The following is a 15,463-nucleotide window of genomic DNA, read 5'->3' on the forward strand; positions in this document are numbered from 1 at the left end:
GCCGACGGCCGCTTGCCCCACTCTTCCTACCAACTAAATAGGAATACTGCGGATTGGACATTCGATGAGAGGGCTTCCCCTGCGCCGCCTGGTCACCCTGGCGACCCTGGCCGCGGTCGGCGCGGCCACACTCGGCACCACCGCCGCCTGCGGCGAGGACAGCGACGCCGCCGCCGGGTCCGGCCCGGTGACGCTGCGCCTGGGCTACTTCCCCAACATCACGCACGCCCCGGCAGTGGTCGGCGTGGAGAAGGGGATCTTCGCCGAGAAGCTCGGCAGCGACGTCGAGCTGGACACCAAGACGTTCAACGCCGGCCCGGCCGCCATCGAGGCCGTCTTCTCCGGCGCGCTCGACGCCACGTACATCGGCCCGAACCCGACGGTGAACGCCTTCTCCAAGTCCAAGGGCGAGGCGGTCCGGGTCGTCTCCGGCGCCGCGTCCGGCGGCGTCGCGCTCGTGGTCAAGCCCGGCATCACCTCGGTGGAGCAGCTGCGCGGCAAGAAGATCGCCACCCCGCAGCTCGGCAACACCCAGGACGTGGCGCTGCGCTTCTGGCTCAAGGAGAAGGGCCTGGAGACCACCAAGGAGGGCGGCGGCGACGTCAAGATCGTGCCGCAGGAGAACGCGCAGACGATCGAGACGTTCGGCAGCGGTGCCATCGACGGTGCCTGGGTGCCCGAGCCGTTCGTCTCCCGGCTGGTAAACGCCGGCGGCAAGGTGCTCGTCGACGAGCGCGACCTGTGGCCGGACAAGAAGTTCGTCATCACCAACCTGCTGGTCAGCACCAAGTTCCTCAAGGCGCACCCGGACGTGGTGAAGAAGCTGGTCGAGGGCCAGGTCGCGGCGAACGAGTTCGTCAACACCAAGCCGGACGAGGCGCAGCAGGCCATCTCCGACCACATCGGCAAGATCACCGGCAAGCCGCTGGACCTCAAGCTGATCAAGCAGGCCTGGCCGACGCTGGAGTTCACGAACGACCCGATCCCGTCGTCGCTGAAGACCGGTCTGGACCACGCGGTCGCGGTCGGGCTGACCCAGCCGGTCGACCTGAACGGCCTCTACGACCTGACGTACCTCAACGAGGTGCTCAAGACGCAGGGCAAGGCCGAGGTCAGCCAGCCGTGACGACGACCGGCACGACCCCGCGCAGCGCGACCGGCTCGGTCGCGCTGCGCGGCGTGACGAAGGTGTACGGCCAGGGCGAGCAGGCGGTCCTGGCGCTGGACGGGCTGTCGCTCGATGTCGCCCCGGGTGAGTTCGTCTGCATGGTCGGCGCGTCCGGCTGCGGCAAGAGCACGCTGCTCAACCTGGTCGCCGGGCTGGACCGGGCCAGCGGCGGCACGATCGAACTGGGCGAGGGCGTCAACCCGGGACTCATGTTCCAGGAGCCGGCGCTGTTCCCCTGGCTGACCGTCGAGGGCAACGTCGAGGTGCCGCTGAAGCTGCGCGGGCTCCCCCGTGACCAGCGCAAGGAGCGGGTGGCCGAGCTGCTGCGCACGGTCCACCTGTCCGAGTTCGGCCGCAAGCGTCCGCACCAGCTCTCCGGCGGCATGCGGCAGCGCGTCGCGCTGGCCCGCACGCTCGCGCTGGAGACGCCGGTGCTGCTGATGGACGAGCCGTTCGGCGCGCTGGACGCGATGACCCGCGACATCCTGCACGACGAGCTGGAGCGGATCTGGACCGAGCGCAAGCTCACCGTCCTGTTCGTCACGCACAACGTCCGCGAGGCGGCCCGGCTCGCCGACCGCATCGTGCTGCTCTCCAGCCGGCCCGGCCGGATCATCTACTCCACCGAGGTCGCCGTGCCACGCCCCCGGCGGATCGACTCGCCGGAGGTCTCGGCCATCGCCGCCGAGGTCACCGACCGGCTGCGCAAGGAGGTGGGCCGGCATGGCCAGTGACACCCTCGCCGGGTCGGCGCGTACCGACGCGGAGATCTCCGGACTCGACGCCCTGGAGATCGCCGGCCGGGAGAAGGGCCCGTCCCGGGTAGGCCGCCTGTGGTCGGCCACCTGGCCCAAGTTCGCCGCGCTCGCGCTGGCCGTCGCCATCTGGCAGGCGGTGGTCTGGTCCGGGTGGAAGGAGCCGTGGGCGCTGCCCGGCCCGGCGGTGGTCTTCGGCGACCTCGGGGAGTACCTGCTCAGCTCGGCGCTCTGGGAGGGCCTTGCGACCACCGCCCGGCGCGCGGCGGTCGGGTTCGCCGCCGCGGTCGCGGTCGGTCTGCTGCTCGGCCTGGGCGTGGCCCGGGTCAAGGTGCTCCGGGCCGCGCTCGGCTCGATGATCACCGCGTTGCAGACCATGCCGTCGATCGCCTGGTTCCCGCTGGCCATCCTGCTGTTCCAGCTCAGCGAGCAGGCGATCTTCTTCGTGGTGGTGCTCGGCGCCGCGCCGTCGGTCGCCAACGGCGTCATCCACGGCGTGGACTACGTGCCGCCGCTGCTGGTCCGCGCCGGCCGCAACCTCGGTGCCCGGGGGCTCAACCTCTACCGGTACGTGATCGCGCCGGCCGCGCTGCCGGCCATCGTGGCCGGGCTCAAGCAGGGCTGGGCGTTCGCCTGGCGCAGCCTGATGGCCGGTGAGCTGCTGGTGGTCATCGCCACCCGCACCTCGATCGGTGCTCAGCTCACGTACGCACGCGAGCTGAGCGAGGCGCCACGCCTGATGGCCATCATGATCGTCATCCTGGTGGTGGGCCTGCTCGTGGACACCGCGTTCGGGGCCGCCGACAAGGCGATCCGCCGCCGCTGGGGCGTGCTGGACCAGGCCGGCAACTGACGTCGTGTACATCTCCGCGCGCGCCGACTACGCGCTCCGGGCCATGCTCGCCGTCGCCGACGCCGCCGTCACCAGCGGCGACCCGGCGGTCGGCGGCGGCGAGCTGGTCAAGGCGGCGAGCCTGGCCGAGAGCCAGGACATCCCGCTCAGCTTCCTCCAGGGAATCCTGCTCGACCTGCGGCGGGCCGGGCTGCTGCACAGCCACCGCGGCACCGAGGGCGGGTACGCGCTGACCCGCCCACCGGACGAGATCAGTGTGGGCGACGTGCTGCGCGCTGTCGGTGGCGCGATCACCAGCGTCCGGGGCATCCCCGCCGACCGGGCCGGCTACCACGGCGTCGCCACCGGCCTGCGGGACGTGTGGCTGGCGGTGGACGGCGCGATCGCCCTGGTCGTGGACCGGACCACGCTCGCCGACCTGCTGAGCGACCGGGCCACGGCGCCCTGACGCGCGTCCGGTCACGACGTCGGCGGCCGTACCTGCCCGTCGCGGACCATGCGGATCTCGCGTACGCCGTCCTGGACCTGCGTCGTCCCGTCGGCTTCGAAGCCGTGCCGGCGGTAGAACGCCTGGGCACGAGGGTTGGGGTCGGCGACCCACAGCGCCGCCGGCTCCGCCGGGTCGAGGACGGCCCGCAACAACGCCGGCCCGGCGCCGGTGCCGTGATCGGCCGCGTGCACGTAGAGGACGTACAACTGCCGCGCCCACGCCGCCTCGGCATCGAGCGGCGGGCCCGACATCGCGATCCCCACCAGCTCGCCTCGCCGCTCGGCCACCGCCGCCCGGTTCTCGCGGTAGCGCTCGTCGGTCAACGCGGCGATCCAGAACCGCTCCCGGAAGGCCGGGAGGCCCGGATCGTCGAGCACCGCGTCCGGCATGAGCCCGCGGTACGTCTCCTGCCAGCACCGGACATGCACGCGTGCCATCCGGGCGGCGTCCTCGGCCCGGGCCTTGCGAACGGTCACCGACGGGTCCACCGCCGCATCGTAGGCGCCCGGCCGTTCCGGCATCGCCCCTTTTCGGGGCGTCTACTGAGTCTGCGGGGCGCTCATCCCGGGCGTGAAGCTGCGGGCGGCGCCGCGATCCGGCGAGCCGCCGTCGGACGGCTGCCACGGCCCGAACGCGGCCACCGCGGCGAGCGCCAGGCCGGCCCCCGCCACCGCGAGAACCAGCAGCACTTCCCGCGCTCCGCCCGATCCGGCTTCCCCCGCCATGAACCGCTCCCTCCGCGTCCGGCCGACCCCCCGACCGGTACCCCGCGCAGCAGCATCACCGTCGGGTTCCGGTCGCACAGTCGGGCAGCCGACCGAACATCGACTGATTCCCGACTCAGGAGCGACCGCTCTGCCCGACCGGAGAACCGCCGGTCAGGTGCGGGCCGCGGTCAGCGGCGGCGCGGGCGCCGACGAGGACGGGTCGCCGGGGCGGGGTGCGCGGCGGCGGGCGCGGTGATGGTCACCGGCACGCCGGAGGGCTCCCGGGCGCCGGTGAGCCGGGTCAGCTCGCCGTCGCCGGGGCGTACCCGCGTGGTCTTGGGGTTGATGCCCGCGGTGCTCATCAGCCGGGCGACGTCGCGGCGCTGGTCCGGCAGGACGAGCGTCACCACCGTGCCCGACTCGCCGGCCCGCGCGGTCCGGCCGCCCCGGTGCAGGTAGTCCTTGGCCTCGGTGGGCGGGTCGGCGTTGACGACCAGGTCCAGCCCGTCGACGTGGATGCCCCGGGCCGCCACGTCGGTCGCCACCAACGCGGTGACCTGGCCGGTGCGGAACTGCTCCAGGATGCGGGTGCGCTGCGGCTGCGACTTGCCGCCGTGCAGCGCCGCCGCGCGTACGCCCTTGGCGAGCAACTGCCGGGCCACCCGATCGGCGCGGTGCTTGGTGGCGATGAACACGATGGTGCGGCCCTCGCGGGCGGCGATGTGCGCCAGCGCGGCCGGCTTGTCCTCCGCGTCCAGGTGCAGTACGTGGTGTGTCATCGCGGTGACGGTGGCGGTGCCCGGGTCGACGGAGTGCGTCACCGGGTCGGTCAGGAAGCGGCGGACCAGCCGGTCCACGCCGCGGTCCAGGGTGGCCGAGAACAGCATCCGCTGCCCGCCCGGCGCGACCTGCTCCAGCAGCTTCGTCACCTGCGGCAGGAAGCCCATGTCGGCCATCTGGTCGGCCTCGTCCAGCACGGTGATGGCCACCTGGTCCAGCCGGGCGTCCCCCCTGTCGATCAGGTCGTGCAGCCGGCCCGGCGTGGCCACCAGCACCTCGGCGCCGGCGCGCAGCGCGGCCGCCTGGCGGCCCAGCGAGAGCCCGCCGACCACAGTGGCGCAGCGCAGGCCGAGCGTGGCGGCGTACGGGGCGAGCGCGTCGGTCACCTGCGCGGCCAGTTCGCGGGTGGGTACGAGCACCAGCGCGAGCGGGCGGCCCGGGCGGGCCCGGCGACCGGCCGTACGGTGCAGCAGCGGCAGCCCGAACGCGAGCGTCTTGCCGGAGCCGGTCCGGCCCCGGCCGAGCACGTCCCGGCCGGCCAGCGAGTCCGGGATCGTGGCCGCCTGGATCGGGAACGGCGCGGAGATGCCCTGCGCGGCCAGCTCGGAGACGAGCGCCGGAGCCAGGCCGGTGGCGGCGAACGTGGGCAGGGTCGTGGTCATGCGGAAAGCCTTCCTCGACGCGGCACGTGTCGAGGAAGGGCGCCGGACAGCGGCGCGTCACCGGCGTCACCGGTGGTCACAAGCACGAACCGAAAGGGACGGGCCGGCCCGGCAGAGGCGGGCCGGCCCGTGCACCACGCCCGAAGGGGCGCGATGGTGGTGCCGGTTGATCCGAAGATCAGAGCGGGCGGATGTTCTCCGCCTGCGGGCCCTTCTGGCCCTGGGTCACCTCGAACTCGACCCGCTGGTTCTCGTCCAGGCTCCGGTAGCCGGAGGTCTGGATCGCCGAGAAGTGGGCGAAGACGTCGGCGCCGCCGTCGTCCGGGGTGATGAAGCCGAAGCCCTTGTCAGCGTTGAACCACTTGACGGTGCCAATTGCCATGTGTTTCGTCTCCTTGACGGAACGGTCGGCCCGCACGTGTTGCGGGCCGGAGAGGAGCACACCGCGCGTGGAATACGCGGCGTGCCTGTCGCTGCTGGTCGCCCCGCCCGGAGAACTCCGGACACAACAAAGAGCGCCTGGGGCCACAATCCGCCAGGCGCACACAGAGTCTCTGGAAACCAAAACTGCAACCCGGCCAACGTATCACGGATTCGCGCGCTCCGGGAGATCCCCCGGGATTTCCGGCACGGCGGCGACCAACGCGGTCAGCCCCTCGGCGTCGAGCAGGTCGGCCGGACGGACCGTCGCGGAGTCCCGCACGTAGTGGAACGCGGCGCCGACCCGGTCCACCGGCACCCCGGCCAGCTCCGCCCAGGCCAGCCGGTAGACCGCCAGCTGCACCGCCGCCGCGTCGGCCTCCCGGCCGGCCGGCTGCCGCCCGGTCTTCCAGTCGACCACGTCGTAGCGCCCGCCCGGCCGGGCGAACACGGCGTCCATCCGCCCCCTGATCACGACGCCGGCGATGACGGTGGCGAACGGCACCTCCACCTCCACCGGCACCCGGTCGGCCCACTCGCCGGCCAGGAAGCGCTCCTGCAACTCGACGAGCGCCTCGTCCGGGGCCGCGTCCTCGTCCGCCGCGCCGGGCAGCTCGTCCACGTCGAGCAGCCGGTCCGCGCCGAAGCGCTGCTCCAGCCAGGCATGGAACGCGGTGCCGCGCCGGGCGTACGGGTTCGGCTCGGTCGGCATCGGGCGGCGCAGCGTCCGGGCCAGCGCCTCCGGGTCGCGGCGCAGCGCCACGAGCTGGGTCACCGAGAGCTGGCCGGGCAGCTCGACCTCGACCGCCTCGGCCTGCCGGGCCAGCTCCGCCCGCTCGGCGAGCAGGAGATCGGCCTCGCGCCGCCAGCGGGCCACCTCGGCGTCCTCCGCCGCTCCCGTGGTGGCGAGCACTGCCGCCTCGCGGCGGGCCGTCTCCGGGTCGGCCAGGTGCCGGCGGACCAGCGCCGCCGCTTCGGTCAGCGCGGGCCGGCGGGTGCCGAGCGGGTCGGCCGGCCACTCGGCCCGCAACACCGTCTCGGTGGTCGGGTTCACCGCGTCCCCGGCCGGCTCAGGCGTCCAGGCGTCCACCACGTGCCCGTCCGCACCGGCCAGGCAGGCGTCGTGCACCTCCCGCAGGAACACCGACGGGCCGCGGAACCGTTTGGTCCCCTCCCCCCACCAGTAGCCGGAGCAGAGCAGCAGCCGTCGGGGGCGGGTCACCGCCACGTACGCCAGCCGGCGCTCCTCCCGCTCGTCGTGCGCCCGCCAGGCGTCGGTGAAGTCGGTCAACGCCCGGGCCACGCCACGCTGGTCCTCCGCCTCCGGCAGGCCCAGCTCCGGCAGCCCGTCCGCGTCGCCGCGCAAGGGGAACGGCAGCACGCCCAGCCCGCCCAGCCAGTGGTCGGAGTTGCGGACCGGCCCCGGCCAGGCGCCCCGGGTCATCCCGGCCGCCGCCACCACGTCCCACTCCAGGCCCTTCGCGGCGTGCGCGGTGAGCACCTGCACCGCGCCGGCCACCACCTCCACCTCGCCGGGCGCCAGCCCGCGCTCCTCGTCCTCGGCGGCGGCCAGGTAGGCGAGGAAACCGGCGAGCGTCGCGCCGGGCGTCTCGCCGCTGAACCGGGCCGCCACGTCGCCGAGCGCGTCCAGGTGGGCGCGGGCCAGCCCGGCGTCGCCCGCGCCGTCCCGGCCGGCCCGGACCGCCACCTCGACGTCGAGCCCGATGGTCCGCTCGATGTCCGCGATCAGCTCCGGCAGCGACTGGTCCAGCCGGTAGCGCAGCAGCGCCAGCTCCATCCCGTACGAGCGCAGCCGCGCGTAGCCCTCGGCCGAGTACGCCTGCGCCGGCCCCAGATCCGCAAGCGCCTCCACGAGCGTGGCCTCGTCCAGCGCGTCCACGGTGATCTCCGGGCCCTCGTCGCCGGTCAGCTCCCGGCGGCTGCGGGCGATCGCGCGGGCGCGGCGGTGCAGGGCGACCAGGTCACGCGGGCCGATCCGCCAGCGCGCGCCGGTGAGCAGCCGCAGCAGCGCCGCCCCGTCGGTCGGGTCGGCGAGCACGCGCAGCGTGCACACCACGTCCCGTACCTCGGGGGTGTCCAGCAGCCCACCCAGGCCGACCACGTCGACAGGCAGCCCGCGGGCACGCAACGCCGCCTCGATCGCCGGGATCTGGCTGCGCAGCCGCACCAGCACCGCAGTGGTCGGGCGACGGTCGGCGGGGATGTGCTCGGGCAGCGCGCCGGGCATGCCGGCCGCGCCCCGCCAGGCCGCCAGCACGCTGTCCGCGATCCAGTCGGCCTCGTCGGCGTACGTCTCCAGCAACGCGCAGTGCACGGTGCCGCCGGCCTGCCCGCCCGGCGTGCGGTGCGGGATCGGGTCGCGGACGCTGAGCGCGGCGTGCAGTTCCGGCACCCGCGCGCCGGCCGCCCGCAGCGGCACCGACAGCGTGTTGGCGACACCGAGGATCTCCGGCCGGTTGCGCCAGCTCGTCGTCAGGCTGAGCACGTCGGCGGGGCTGCCGTCGGTGCGGGCGAACTCGGCCGGGAACCGGTCGAGCGTGCCGGCGCTGGCCCCCCGCCAGCCGTAGATGGACTGGCACGGGTCGCCGACGGCGGTGACCGGGTGGCCGCCGCCGAACAGCGCGTTGAGCAGCACCACCTGGGCGTGACTGGTGTCCTGGTACTCGTCCAGCAGCACCACCCGGAACCGGTCCCGCTCGATCACCCCGACGCCGGGATGGTCGCGGGCCACCCGGGCCGCGCGGGCGAGCTGGTCGGCGAAGTCCATCGCCTCGAAGTCGTCCTTGCGCCGGGCGTACGCGCGCACCAGCGGCAGCAGCTTCAGCCGGGTCCGCTGGAGCTGGAGCGCCTTGCGCACGTCGGCGTAGACCCGGCCGGGCCGGGACTGCACGTCGGCGAAGAACCGGCCGGTCCAGGCGGCCAGCTCGTCCGGGTCGACCAGGTGCTCGTCCAGCTCACCGGCGAGCGCCAGCACGGCGTCGGTGATGGTCGACGGCATCCGGTCCACCTCGGACATGTCGCCGTCGTAGTTGCGCACCAGCAGGTCGACGAGCTGCCAGCGGGACGCCTCGGTGAGCAGCCGGGTGGTCGGCTCGTATCCGGCGCGCAGCCCGTGCTCGGTGACGATCCGCCCGGCGTACGAGTGGTACGTGGACACGGTCGGCTCGCCCGCCAGCGGGTCGTCGTGCGGATCCCGCCCCGGCCGGCCGAGCCGCCGGATGAGCTGGTCGAGCCGGGTGCGGACCCGGTGTGCCAGCTCACCTGCCGCCTTGCGGGTGAAGGTGAGGCCGAGGATGTGCTCGGGGCGTACGTAGGAGTTGGCGACCAGCCACATCACCCGCGCGGCCATCGTCTCGGTCTTGCCCGAGCCGGCGCCCGCGACCACCAGCAGCGGCTCCACCGGCGCGGCGATGATCGCGGCCTGTTCCCGGGTGGGCGCCGGCAGCCGCAGCAGCCGGGCCAGCTCGACGGGCGTGTAGCGGGGTCCGGCGTCGGCGGTACGCGGCGCGGGCGTGGCGGAGGCGCCGAACAGCGCCGGCTGAACGCTCATGGTCCGGTCCTTGTTCGCGACTGCGGGGCTCGCAAAACCGGCTCACTCCTCGCGCTCACGGCTGACTCTCCGGGGGCGGCTCGACCACCTGGCGGCCCTGGCCGGAGACCGGGCAGCTGGTGCGTACCGGGCAGACCCGGCACTTGGAGTTGGCCACGGCGGCGAACGTCGAGGCGGCCATCGTGTCCGCGGTACGGCGCACCAGCGCGGTGGCCCACCCGGCCTCCGGCCCCTCCCCGGCCGCGGCCTGGGTCTGCTCCTTGGCGTCCCGCGCACCGGTGCCGAGCTGCACCAGCGCGGCCCCGCCCGGTTCCTCGCCGAACTCGGCGAACCCGCCCGCCTCCACGGCCGCCTGGTACGCGCCGAGCTGCGGATGCTCGGCCACCTCCCGCTCGGTGACAGCAGTCGACTTGCCGGTCTTCAGGTCGATCACCACGAGCCGCCCCTCGTCGTCGACCTCCAGCCGGTCGACCCGGCCGGTCAGCTCGATCGGGCGGGCCGGGTCGTCGAGGCGGACCGCGAACTCGTGCTCGATCGCGAGCAGCCGGCGCGGGTTGCCGGCCAGCCAGCGCAGCAGCTTGTCCACCATCGCCTCGGCGCGCTGCCGCTCCGGACCGGCCATCCACCGGGCGGCCAGCTCGATCGCGTCGAACCGGGCGGCCACGTACTCCAGCAACGCCTCCCGGTCGACGCTGGCGTCCTCCGCGAGCATCGCGGCGGCGTGCACCAGGTTGCCGACGCCCTGCGCGGCGCTGGCCGGCCCGCTGCCGCCGTGCCGTTCCAGCAGCCAGCGCAGGCTGCACCGCAACGCGCTCTCCATCGCCGACGGGGTGACCCGCACCGGCTCGCCCTCGTCGACCAGCGGCCGGTCGTCGGAGAGGCCGCGCAACCCCCACCAGTCCTCCGGGTGCGCGCCGGGCACCCCGGCGGCGGCCAGCCGCGCCAGCTCACCCGCCGCCGCGTGCCGCCGGGTGATCGGCGTCGCCGGGTCGGTGACGGCGGTACGCAGCTCCGCCACCAGCGCTGACAGCGTGAGCCCTCGCGGCGGCAGGGTGACCGGGAGCGCGGCGGACGGCCCGTCCTGCGGATGCTCGTCCCCGTGCGGCACCGGCCCGTCCGCAGATCGCCCGCGCGTGGCCGTACCTGTCGGGCCGTTCCCGGCCGGGCCGGGGCCGTTCGGGGCCGGACCGGTCGGGTCCGGGCCGCCACCGCCGGTGGCGGGTGGGTCGGCGGCGGCCAGCTCGTGCAGGAAGCGGCTCGGCTGCTCCTCGTGGTCGTCCCCGCCGACGGCGGCGGACGCGACAGCGGTGACCAGCAGGCGCCGCCGGGCCCGGCTGATCGCCACGTGGAACAGTCGTCGCTCCTCGTCCAGCAGCGCGGACGTCTGCCCGACCAGGCTGGCCCGCAGTCCGGCACCGTCGGCGCGGCCGGCGAGCACGTCGACGAGCCGCTCCGAGCCGAGCAGGCTGCCGCGCAGGCGCAGGTCCGGCCAGACGCCCTCCTGCACCCCGGCCACCGCGACCAGATCCCACTCGAGCCCCTTGGCGGCGTGCGCGGTGAGCAGGCGTACCGCGTCGCCCCGGTCGGCGGCGGCGGCGAGTGTGTCGGCGGGCAGTTCCTGCCCGAGGACGTGGTCGAGGAACACCTCGGTACGCGCGCCCGGCAGCCGGTCGGTGAACCGGGCCGCCGCGTCGAAGAGGACGAGCACCGCGTCCAGGTCACGGTCGGCGGCCTCGGCCCGCCAGCGCTGGGCGGTCTCGTGCTCGCCGGTGGCCGCCCGCCCCCTGGTGATCGCCCCGGCCCAGCGTTCGGCCAGCCCGCTCTCCCGCCACACCGCCCAGAGCACGTCCTCGACCGTGGCGCCGGGCCGGCCGGCCGTCTCCCGGGCGGTCGCGAGCAGGTGCGCCACGGCTTGCGCGGGCGCCGCCCAGCGGCGCTCGATGGTGGCCAGTTCCGCCGGGTCGCGCAGCGCCTCCACCAGCAGCTCCCCGGACGGACGGCGGTCGCCGCCGGCCAGCGCCAGCGCCCGCAGCCCCTGACGCAGCCGCCGCTCGGCCAGCGGGTCGGCCCCGCCCAGCGGCGAGTGCAGCAGCGCGACCGCCGCCTCCTCGTCCAGCCGGCCGGGTTCGAGCGCGCAGCGCAGCAGGAGCAGCAGCGGGGCGACCGCCGGCTGGAGGTGCAGCGGCAGGTCCTCGCCGTGCACGACGGTCGGTACGCCTGCCGTGTGCAGCGCGCGCCGCAGCGACGGCAGTTGCCGGCCGGTGGAGCGGACCAGCACCGCCATCCGGGACCACGGCACGCCGTCGAGCAGGTGCGCCTCGCGCAACGCGTGCGCCAGCCAGGCCGACTCGCTGGTGGCGGACCGGAACGTCCGTACCTCCACCGTTCCGGCCGGCGCGCCGGGAAGCGGGCGCAGCCGCCGGTGCGCCGCCGGACCGCGCAGCCGGCGGGCCAGCCGAGCGGTGGCCGCCAGCAGTTCCGGCCCGGCCCGGTACGAGGTGGTGAGCGTGACCTGGGCTGCCGGCGCACCGGAGGCGGTGCGGAAGCGGTGCGGGAACGTGGTGACGCCCGCCGGGTCGGCGCCGCGGAACGCGTACGTGGACGAGTCCGGGTCGGCGAACGCGACGAGGGACCGGCCGCCGCCGGCCACCACGGCGAGCAGGTCGAGCTGGGCCGGGTCGGTGTCGGCCAACTCGTCGACGTACACATGGGTCAGTCGACGGCGCTCGGCGGCGAGCAGCTCGGGGTCGTCGAGCAGCATGCCGGTGGCGGCGCGCACCAGCTCCGCCGGGTCGTACGCGACCGAACCCCGGTTGCTCACGTCGCGCAGGGCGAGCACGGCGACGTACTCCCGCAGGAAGCGCGCTGCGGCCGGCCAGTCGGCGCGGCCCAGCTTCTCCCCCAGCCGGGCCAGCTCGACCGGGCCGACGCCGCGCTCCGCGGCACGCATCAGCAGATCGCGGAGCTGCTGGGCGAACGCCCGGGTACGCAGCGCGGGGCGCAGGTCCTCCGGCCAGCCGACCGGGTCGTCGCCGGGCTCCTCCCCCACCACGTCGAGCAGCTCGCGGATGATCAGATCCTGCTCGGGGCCGGTGAGCAGCCGGGGCGAGGGCTCGCCGCGTTCGGCCGCCGCGCGGCGCAGCAGCCCGAAGGCGTACGCCGGGAACGTACGCACCAGCGGCTCGCGGACCACGCGGTGTCCGTTCCCGGCGATCCGCGCCTCGATCCGGTGGCGCAGTTCGGTGGCGCCCCGCCGGCCGAAGGTGAGCACGAGGATCCGCTCCGGGTCGACGCCCTCGGCCACGCGGGCCGCGACCGCCTCGACGAGCGTCGTCGTCTTGCCGGTGCCGGGACCGCCCACGACGAGCATCGGCCCGTCGGTGTGCGCGACCACCTCGGCCTGCACCGGATCGACCCGGCACGAAACGTTCGTGCCCTCCCCGGCCCCGATCCCCGCGGAAGCAGCCGACGGTGGCGACGCGCCGGTCTCGTTCTGCGGCGAAGCGCCTTCGGGCGGCGCGGCAGTCTGCGGGTGCGCGGCGGTCTGCGGGTGCGCGGCGGTCTGCGGGTGCACGGTGGTCTGCGGGTGCGCGGCATCGCCCGCCGACCCCCCGGATCGCGGCTCCGCATCGGCCGATCCACCGGACCGACCCACCCCCTGCCCCGCCCCGGCGTCGTGGGTGACCCCCGCCCCCGCGCCGCCGGGCCGGCGCACCAACCGGTACGCCTGCATCACCGACATCCCACCACGCCGGTACGACACCCGGAAACCGACCGTCGTCCCGCCGTCACCAGCTCACCTGACCGCGGCGTGCACCACTGCCCGGCTCTGCCACACACCCGTCTCTCAGGCGTTCACGCCCACCTCGGCGAAGTGGGGGCATCCCACCCCTAGATCAACACCATTACGGCGAGGTGGCCACATCGCACCGGCCCGGACACCACCACCTCCCCGAAATGGTGTCGATCAAGCCCCAAGCGGTGTCGATCAAGCCCGCCCCGCGACGGTGTTCAACAAGCCCGACCGGCCGAGCACACACGCACCGAACCGCGCCACTCCAACAAACGACACACCCCCACGCCCGACCCCAGGCGTCCGCGCCACCTCGGCGAAGTGGGGGCATCCCACCCCTAGATCAACACCATTACGGCGAGGTGGCCACATCCCATTGGCCCGGACACCACCACCTCCCCGAAATGGTGTCGATCAAGCTCTCCGGGAAGTGGTGTCGATCAAGCCCCCAAGCGGTGTCGATCAAGCCCGCCGAGACGGTGGTGAACAAGGACGGGCCGACCCGGGCGCGCGTCAGGTGAGGCGGGCGTCGATCAGGTCGAGCGCGGCGGGGACGCTGTCGGCCACCATCAACAGGTCCAGCGCTGCCGGCTTGAGGAACCGCTGTTCGCCGAGCCCGCGGATCCAGTCGAGCAGCGGCCGGTAGAAGCCGTCCACGTCGACGATCACCATCGGCTTGGCGTGCAGGGCCAGGGTGGCGGTGGTCCAGACCTCGAACAGCTCGTCGAGCGTGCCGAGGCCGCCGGGCAGCGCCACGAACGCGTCGGACTTCTCGTCCATCAGCGTCTTGCGGCTGGCCAGGCTGTCGGTCACCAGCAGCTCGTCGGAGTCCAGGTCGGCGACCTCCAGGTCGACCAGGGACTGCGGGATGACGCCGATGGTGCGACCGCCGGCCGCCCGCGCGCCCTGCACCACGGCGCCCATCATCCCGACGCAGCCGCCGCCGCTGACCAGCGTGTGGCCGCGCCGGGCCAGTTCCTCACCGGTCTCGGTGGCGAGCGCCAGCCAGCGGGCGTCGAGAATGCGGGAGGACGCGCAGAAGACACAGACGTTGGCCACGGGTCAGCTCCGTCCCGCCGGGCCCTCGGGGGCGGCCTCGGCGGCGGCTCGCTGGTCGGCGGCCACCCGGGCGACCGCCTCCTCGCGGACCGCCTCCTGCTCGGCGGAGAGCACCGCCTCGGCCTCGACGATGTGCCGGACCGCCTCGTTGACGTCGTCGGTGAGGCGGATCAGGTCGAGGTCGGACGGGCCGATCTTGCCCTCGGTGGCCATGGTGGCGCGCAGCCAGTCGAGCAGCCCGCGCCAGTAGTCGGTGCCCATCAGCACGACCGGGAAGCGGGTCACCTTGCCGGTCTGCACCAGCGTGAGCGCCTCGAACAGCTCGTCCAGGGTGCCGAAGCCGCCGGGGAGCACCACGAACGCCTGGGCGTACTTGACGAACATCGTCTTGCGGGCGAAGAAGTAGCGGAAGTCGATGGCCAGGTCGACCCAGTCGTTGAGGCCCTGCTCGAACGGCAGCTCGATGCCGAGCCCGACGGAGAGGCCGCCGGCCTCACCGGCACCCCGGTTGGCGGCCTCCATCACGCCGGGACCGCCGCCGGTGATCACCGCGTACCCGGCCCGGGCGAGTGCGCCGCCCAGTTCCTCGGCCATCCGGCACTCCGGGCTGTCCGGCTTGCTGCGGGCGGAGCCGAAGACGCTCACCGCCGGGGGCAGGTCGGCGAGGGTGTCGAAGCCCTCGACGAACTCGGAGAGGATCCGCAGCGCGCGCCAGGCGTCCTTGGTCTTCCAGTCGCTGCGTCCCCGGGAGTCGAGCAGCCGCTGATCGGCCGTACTCGTCGGAATCGCCCGGTTGCGCAGCGTAACCGCACCGCGGTGCCGTTCTCCCCGGTTCCGCTCCTCCCGTCGGCCGTCCCCGGCCGACATTCCCCTGCTCTCGCCCATGGGGTCACCGTAGTGGAGCGGCTCCGGCCCGGCGCGCAGGCCCGGGAGCCGGAGAAATCTTTGGGATCCGGGCAACTAATTCGGTCGCACGTACGTCTTACTATTCACATACCCGGTATACCCCGGGCGACGCGCCTTCGGGGGAGGAGCCAGCGTTGATCAGTAACAGCGAGATGATCCGGATCCGCCGTCAGATGCAGCGGCGGATCCGTGACGTGGTGGCCGAGCGCCGCCGCGCCCGGATGATGGAGACCCACCGGTCCGACCTGACCGGCGAGACCGGCGAGGCGGAAGCACCCCTGACGACGACCGTCTGACGA

13 protein-coding genes are annotated in these 15,463 nt (G+C 74.4%); 5 read left to right on the forward strand and 8 right to left on the reverse strand.

Annotated elements, in window-relative coordinates; translation table 11 throughout:
* Window positions 1-64 precede the first annotated feature (64 nt).
* Genes O7546_RS24180 through O7546_RS24195 form a run of 4 tightly spaced genes read left to right on the forward strand, consistent with a single transcriptional unit; the run spans window position 65 to window position 3,224 of the window.
* Window positions 65-1,126, forward strand: coding sequence for an ABC transporter substrate-binding protein (locus O7546_RS24180; protein ID WP_194800465.1), 1,062 nt, complete (start codon window positions 65-67; stop codon window positions 1,124-1,126).
* Complete coding sequence (locus O7546_RS24185; RefSeq protein WP_262013975.1) at window positions 1,123-1,902, forward strand: ABC transporter ATP-binding protein; 780 nt, start codon at window positions 1,123-1,125, stop codon at window positions 1,900-1,902. Before O7546_RS24180 ends, O7546_RS24185 begins: the two co-directional genes overlap by 4 nt.
* Complete coding sequence (locus O7546_RS24190) at window positions 1,892-2,776, forward strand: ABC transporter permease (protein WP_194800463.1); 885 nt, start codon at window positions 1,892-1,894, stop codon at window positions 2,774-2,776. Before O7546_RS24185 ends, O7546_RS24190 begins: the two co-directional genes overlap by 11 nt.
* 4 nt (window positions 2,777-2,780) lie before the next feature.
* Window positions 2,781-3,224 carry an Rrf2 family transcriptional regulator gene (locus O7546_RS24195; RefSeq protein WP_194800462.1) on the forward strand — a complete coding sequence of 148 codons (444 nt, stop codon included), beginning with the start codon at window positions 2,781-2,783 and terminating at the stop codon, window positions 3,222-3,224.
* Between the two features lie 11 nt (window positions 3,225-3,235).
* On the opposite strand, the gene O7546_RS24200 is transcribed toward O7546_RS24195, so the two are convergent.
* From O7546_RS24200 to O7546_RS24235, 8 genes are all read right to left on the reverse strand, one after another.
* Entirely contained in the window at window positions 3,236-3,754 is a 519-nt protein-coding gene (locus O7546_RS24200) for a GNAT family N-acetyltransferase (protein WP_269697619.1), read from the reverse strand.
* Window positions 3,755-3,805: 51 nt separating this feature from the next.
* Window positions 3,806-3,955 (reverse strand): hypothetical protein, encoded by a 150-nt coding sequence (locus tag O7546_RS24205; protein WP_281600072.1) that lies wholly within the window; start codon window positions 3,953-3,955, stop codon window positions 3,806-3,808.
* Window positions 3,956-4,161: 206 nt separating this feature from the next.
* Window positions 4,162-5,415, reverse strand: coding sequence for a DEAD/DEAH box helicase (locus O7546_RS24210; RefSeq protein ID WP_194800460.1), 1,254 nt, complete (start codon window positions 5,413-5,415; stop codon window positions 4,162-4,164).
* 178 nt (window positions 5,416-5,593) lie between these two features.
* Window positions 5,594-5,797: a cold-shock protein gene (locus O7546_RS24215; RefSeq protein ID WP_013288421.1), complete on the reverse strand. Its 204-nt coding sequence runs from the start codon at window positions 5,795-5,797 to the stop codon at window positions 5,594-5,596.
* A gap of 204 nt (window positions 5,798-6,001) precedes the next feature.
* Entirely contained in the window at window positions 6,002-9,406 is a 3,405-nt protein-coding gene (locus tag O7546_RS24220) for a UvrD-helicase domain-containing protein (RefSeq protein WP_281600073.1), read from the reverse strand.
* Window positions 9,407-9,461: 55 nt separating this feature from the next.
* Entirely contained in the window at window positions 9,462-12,776 is a 3,315-nt protein-coding gene (locus O7546_RS24225; RefSeq protein WP_281601183.1) for an ATP-dependent DNA helicase, read from the reverse strand.
* A 936-nt stretch (window positions 12,777-13,712) separates the two neighbouring features.
* Entirely contained in the window at window positions 13,713-14,258 is a 546-nt protein-coding gene (locus O7546_RS24230) for a TIGR00730 family Rossman fold protein (protein WP_194800458.1), read from the reverse strand.
* Between the two features lie 3 nt (window positions 14,259-14,261).
* Window positions 14,262-15,143: a TIGR00730 family Rossman fold protein gene (locus tag O7546_RS24235; protein WP_269697621.1), complete on the reverse strand. Its 882-nt coding sequence runs from the start codon at window positions 15,141-15,143 to the stop codon at window positions 14,262-14,264.
* A gap of 155 nt (window positions 15,144-15,298) precedes the next feature.
* Here O7546_RS24235 and O7546_RS24240 point away from each other — a divergent pair, with 155 nt between their 5' ends.
* Window positions 15,299-15,460, forward strand: coding sequence for a hypothetical protein (locus tag O7546_RS24240; protein WP_013288426.1), 162 nt, complete (start codon window positions 15,299-15,301; stop codon window positions 15,458-15,460).
* Window positions 15,461-15,463 lie beyond the last annotated feature (3 nt).

The sequence above is a fragment of the Micromonospora sp. WMMA1976 genome (genome assembly GCF_027497335.1).
GTDB classification, from domain to species: domain Bacteria; phylum Actinomycetota; class Actinomycetes; order Mycobacteriales; family Micromonosporaceae; genus Micromonospora; species Micromonospora aurantiaca.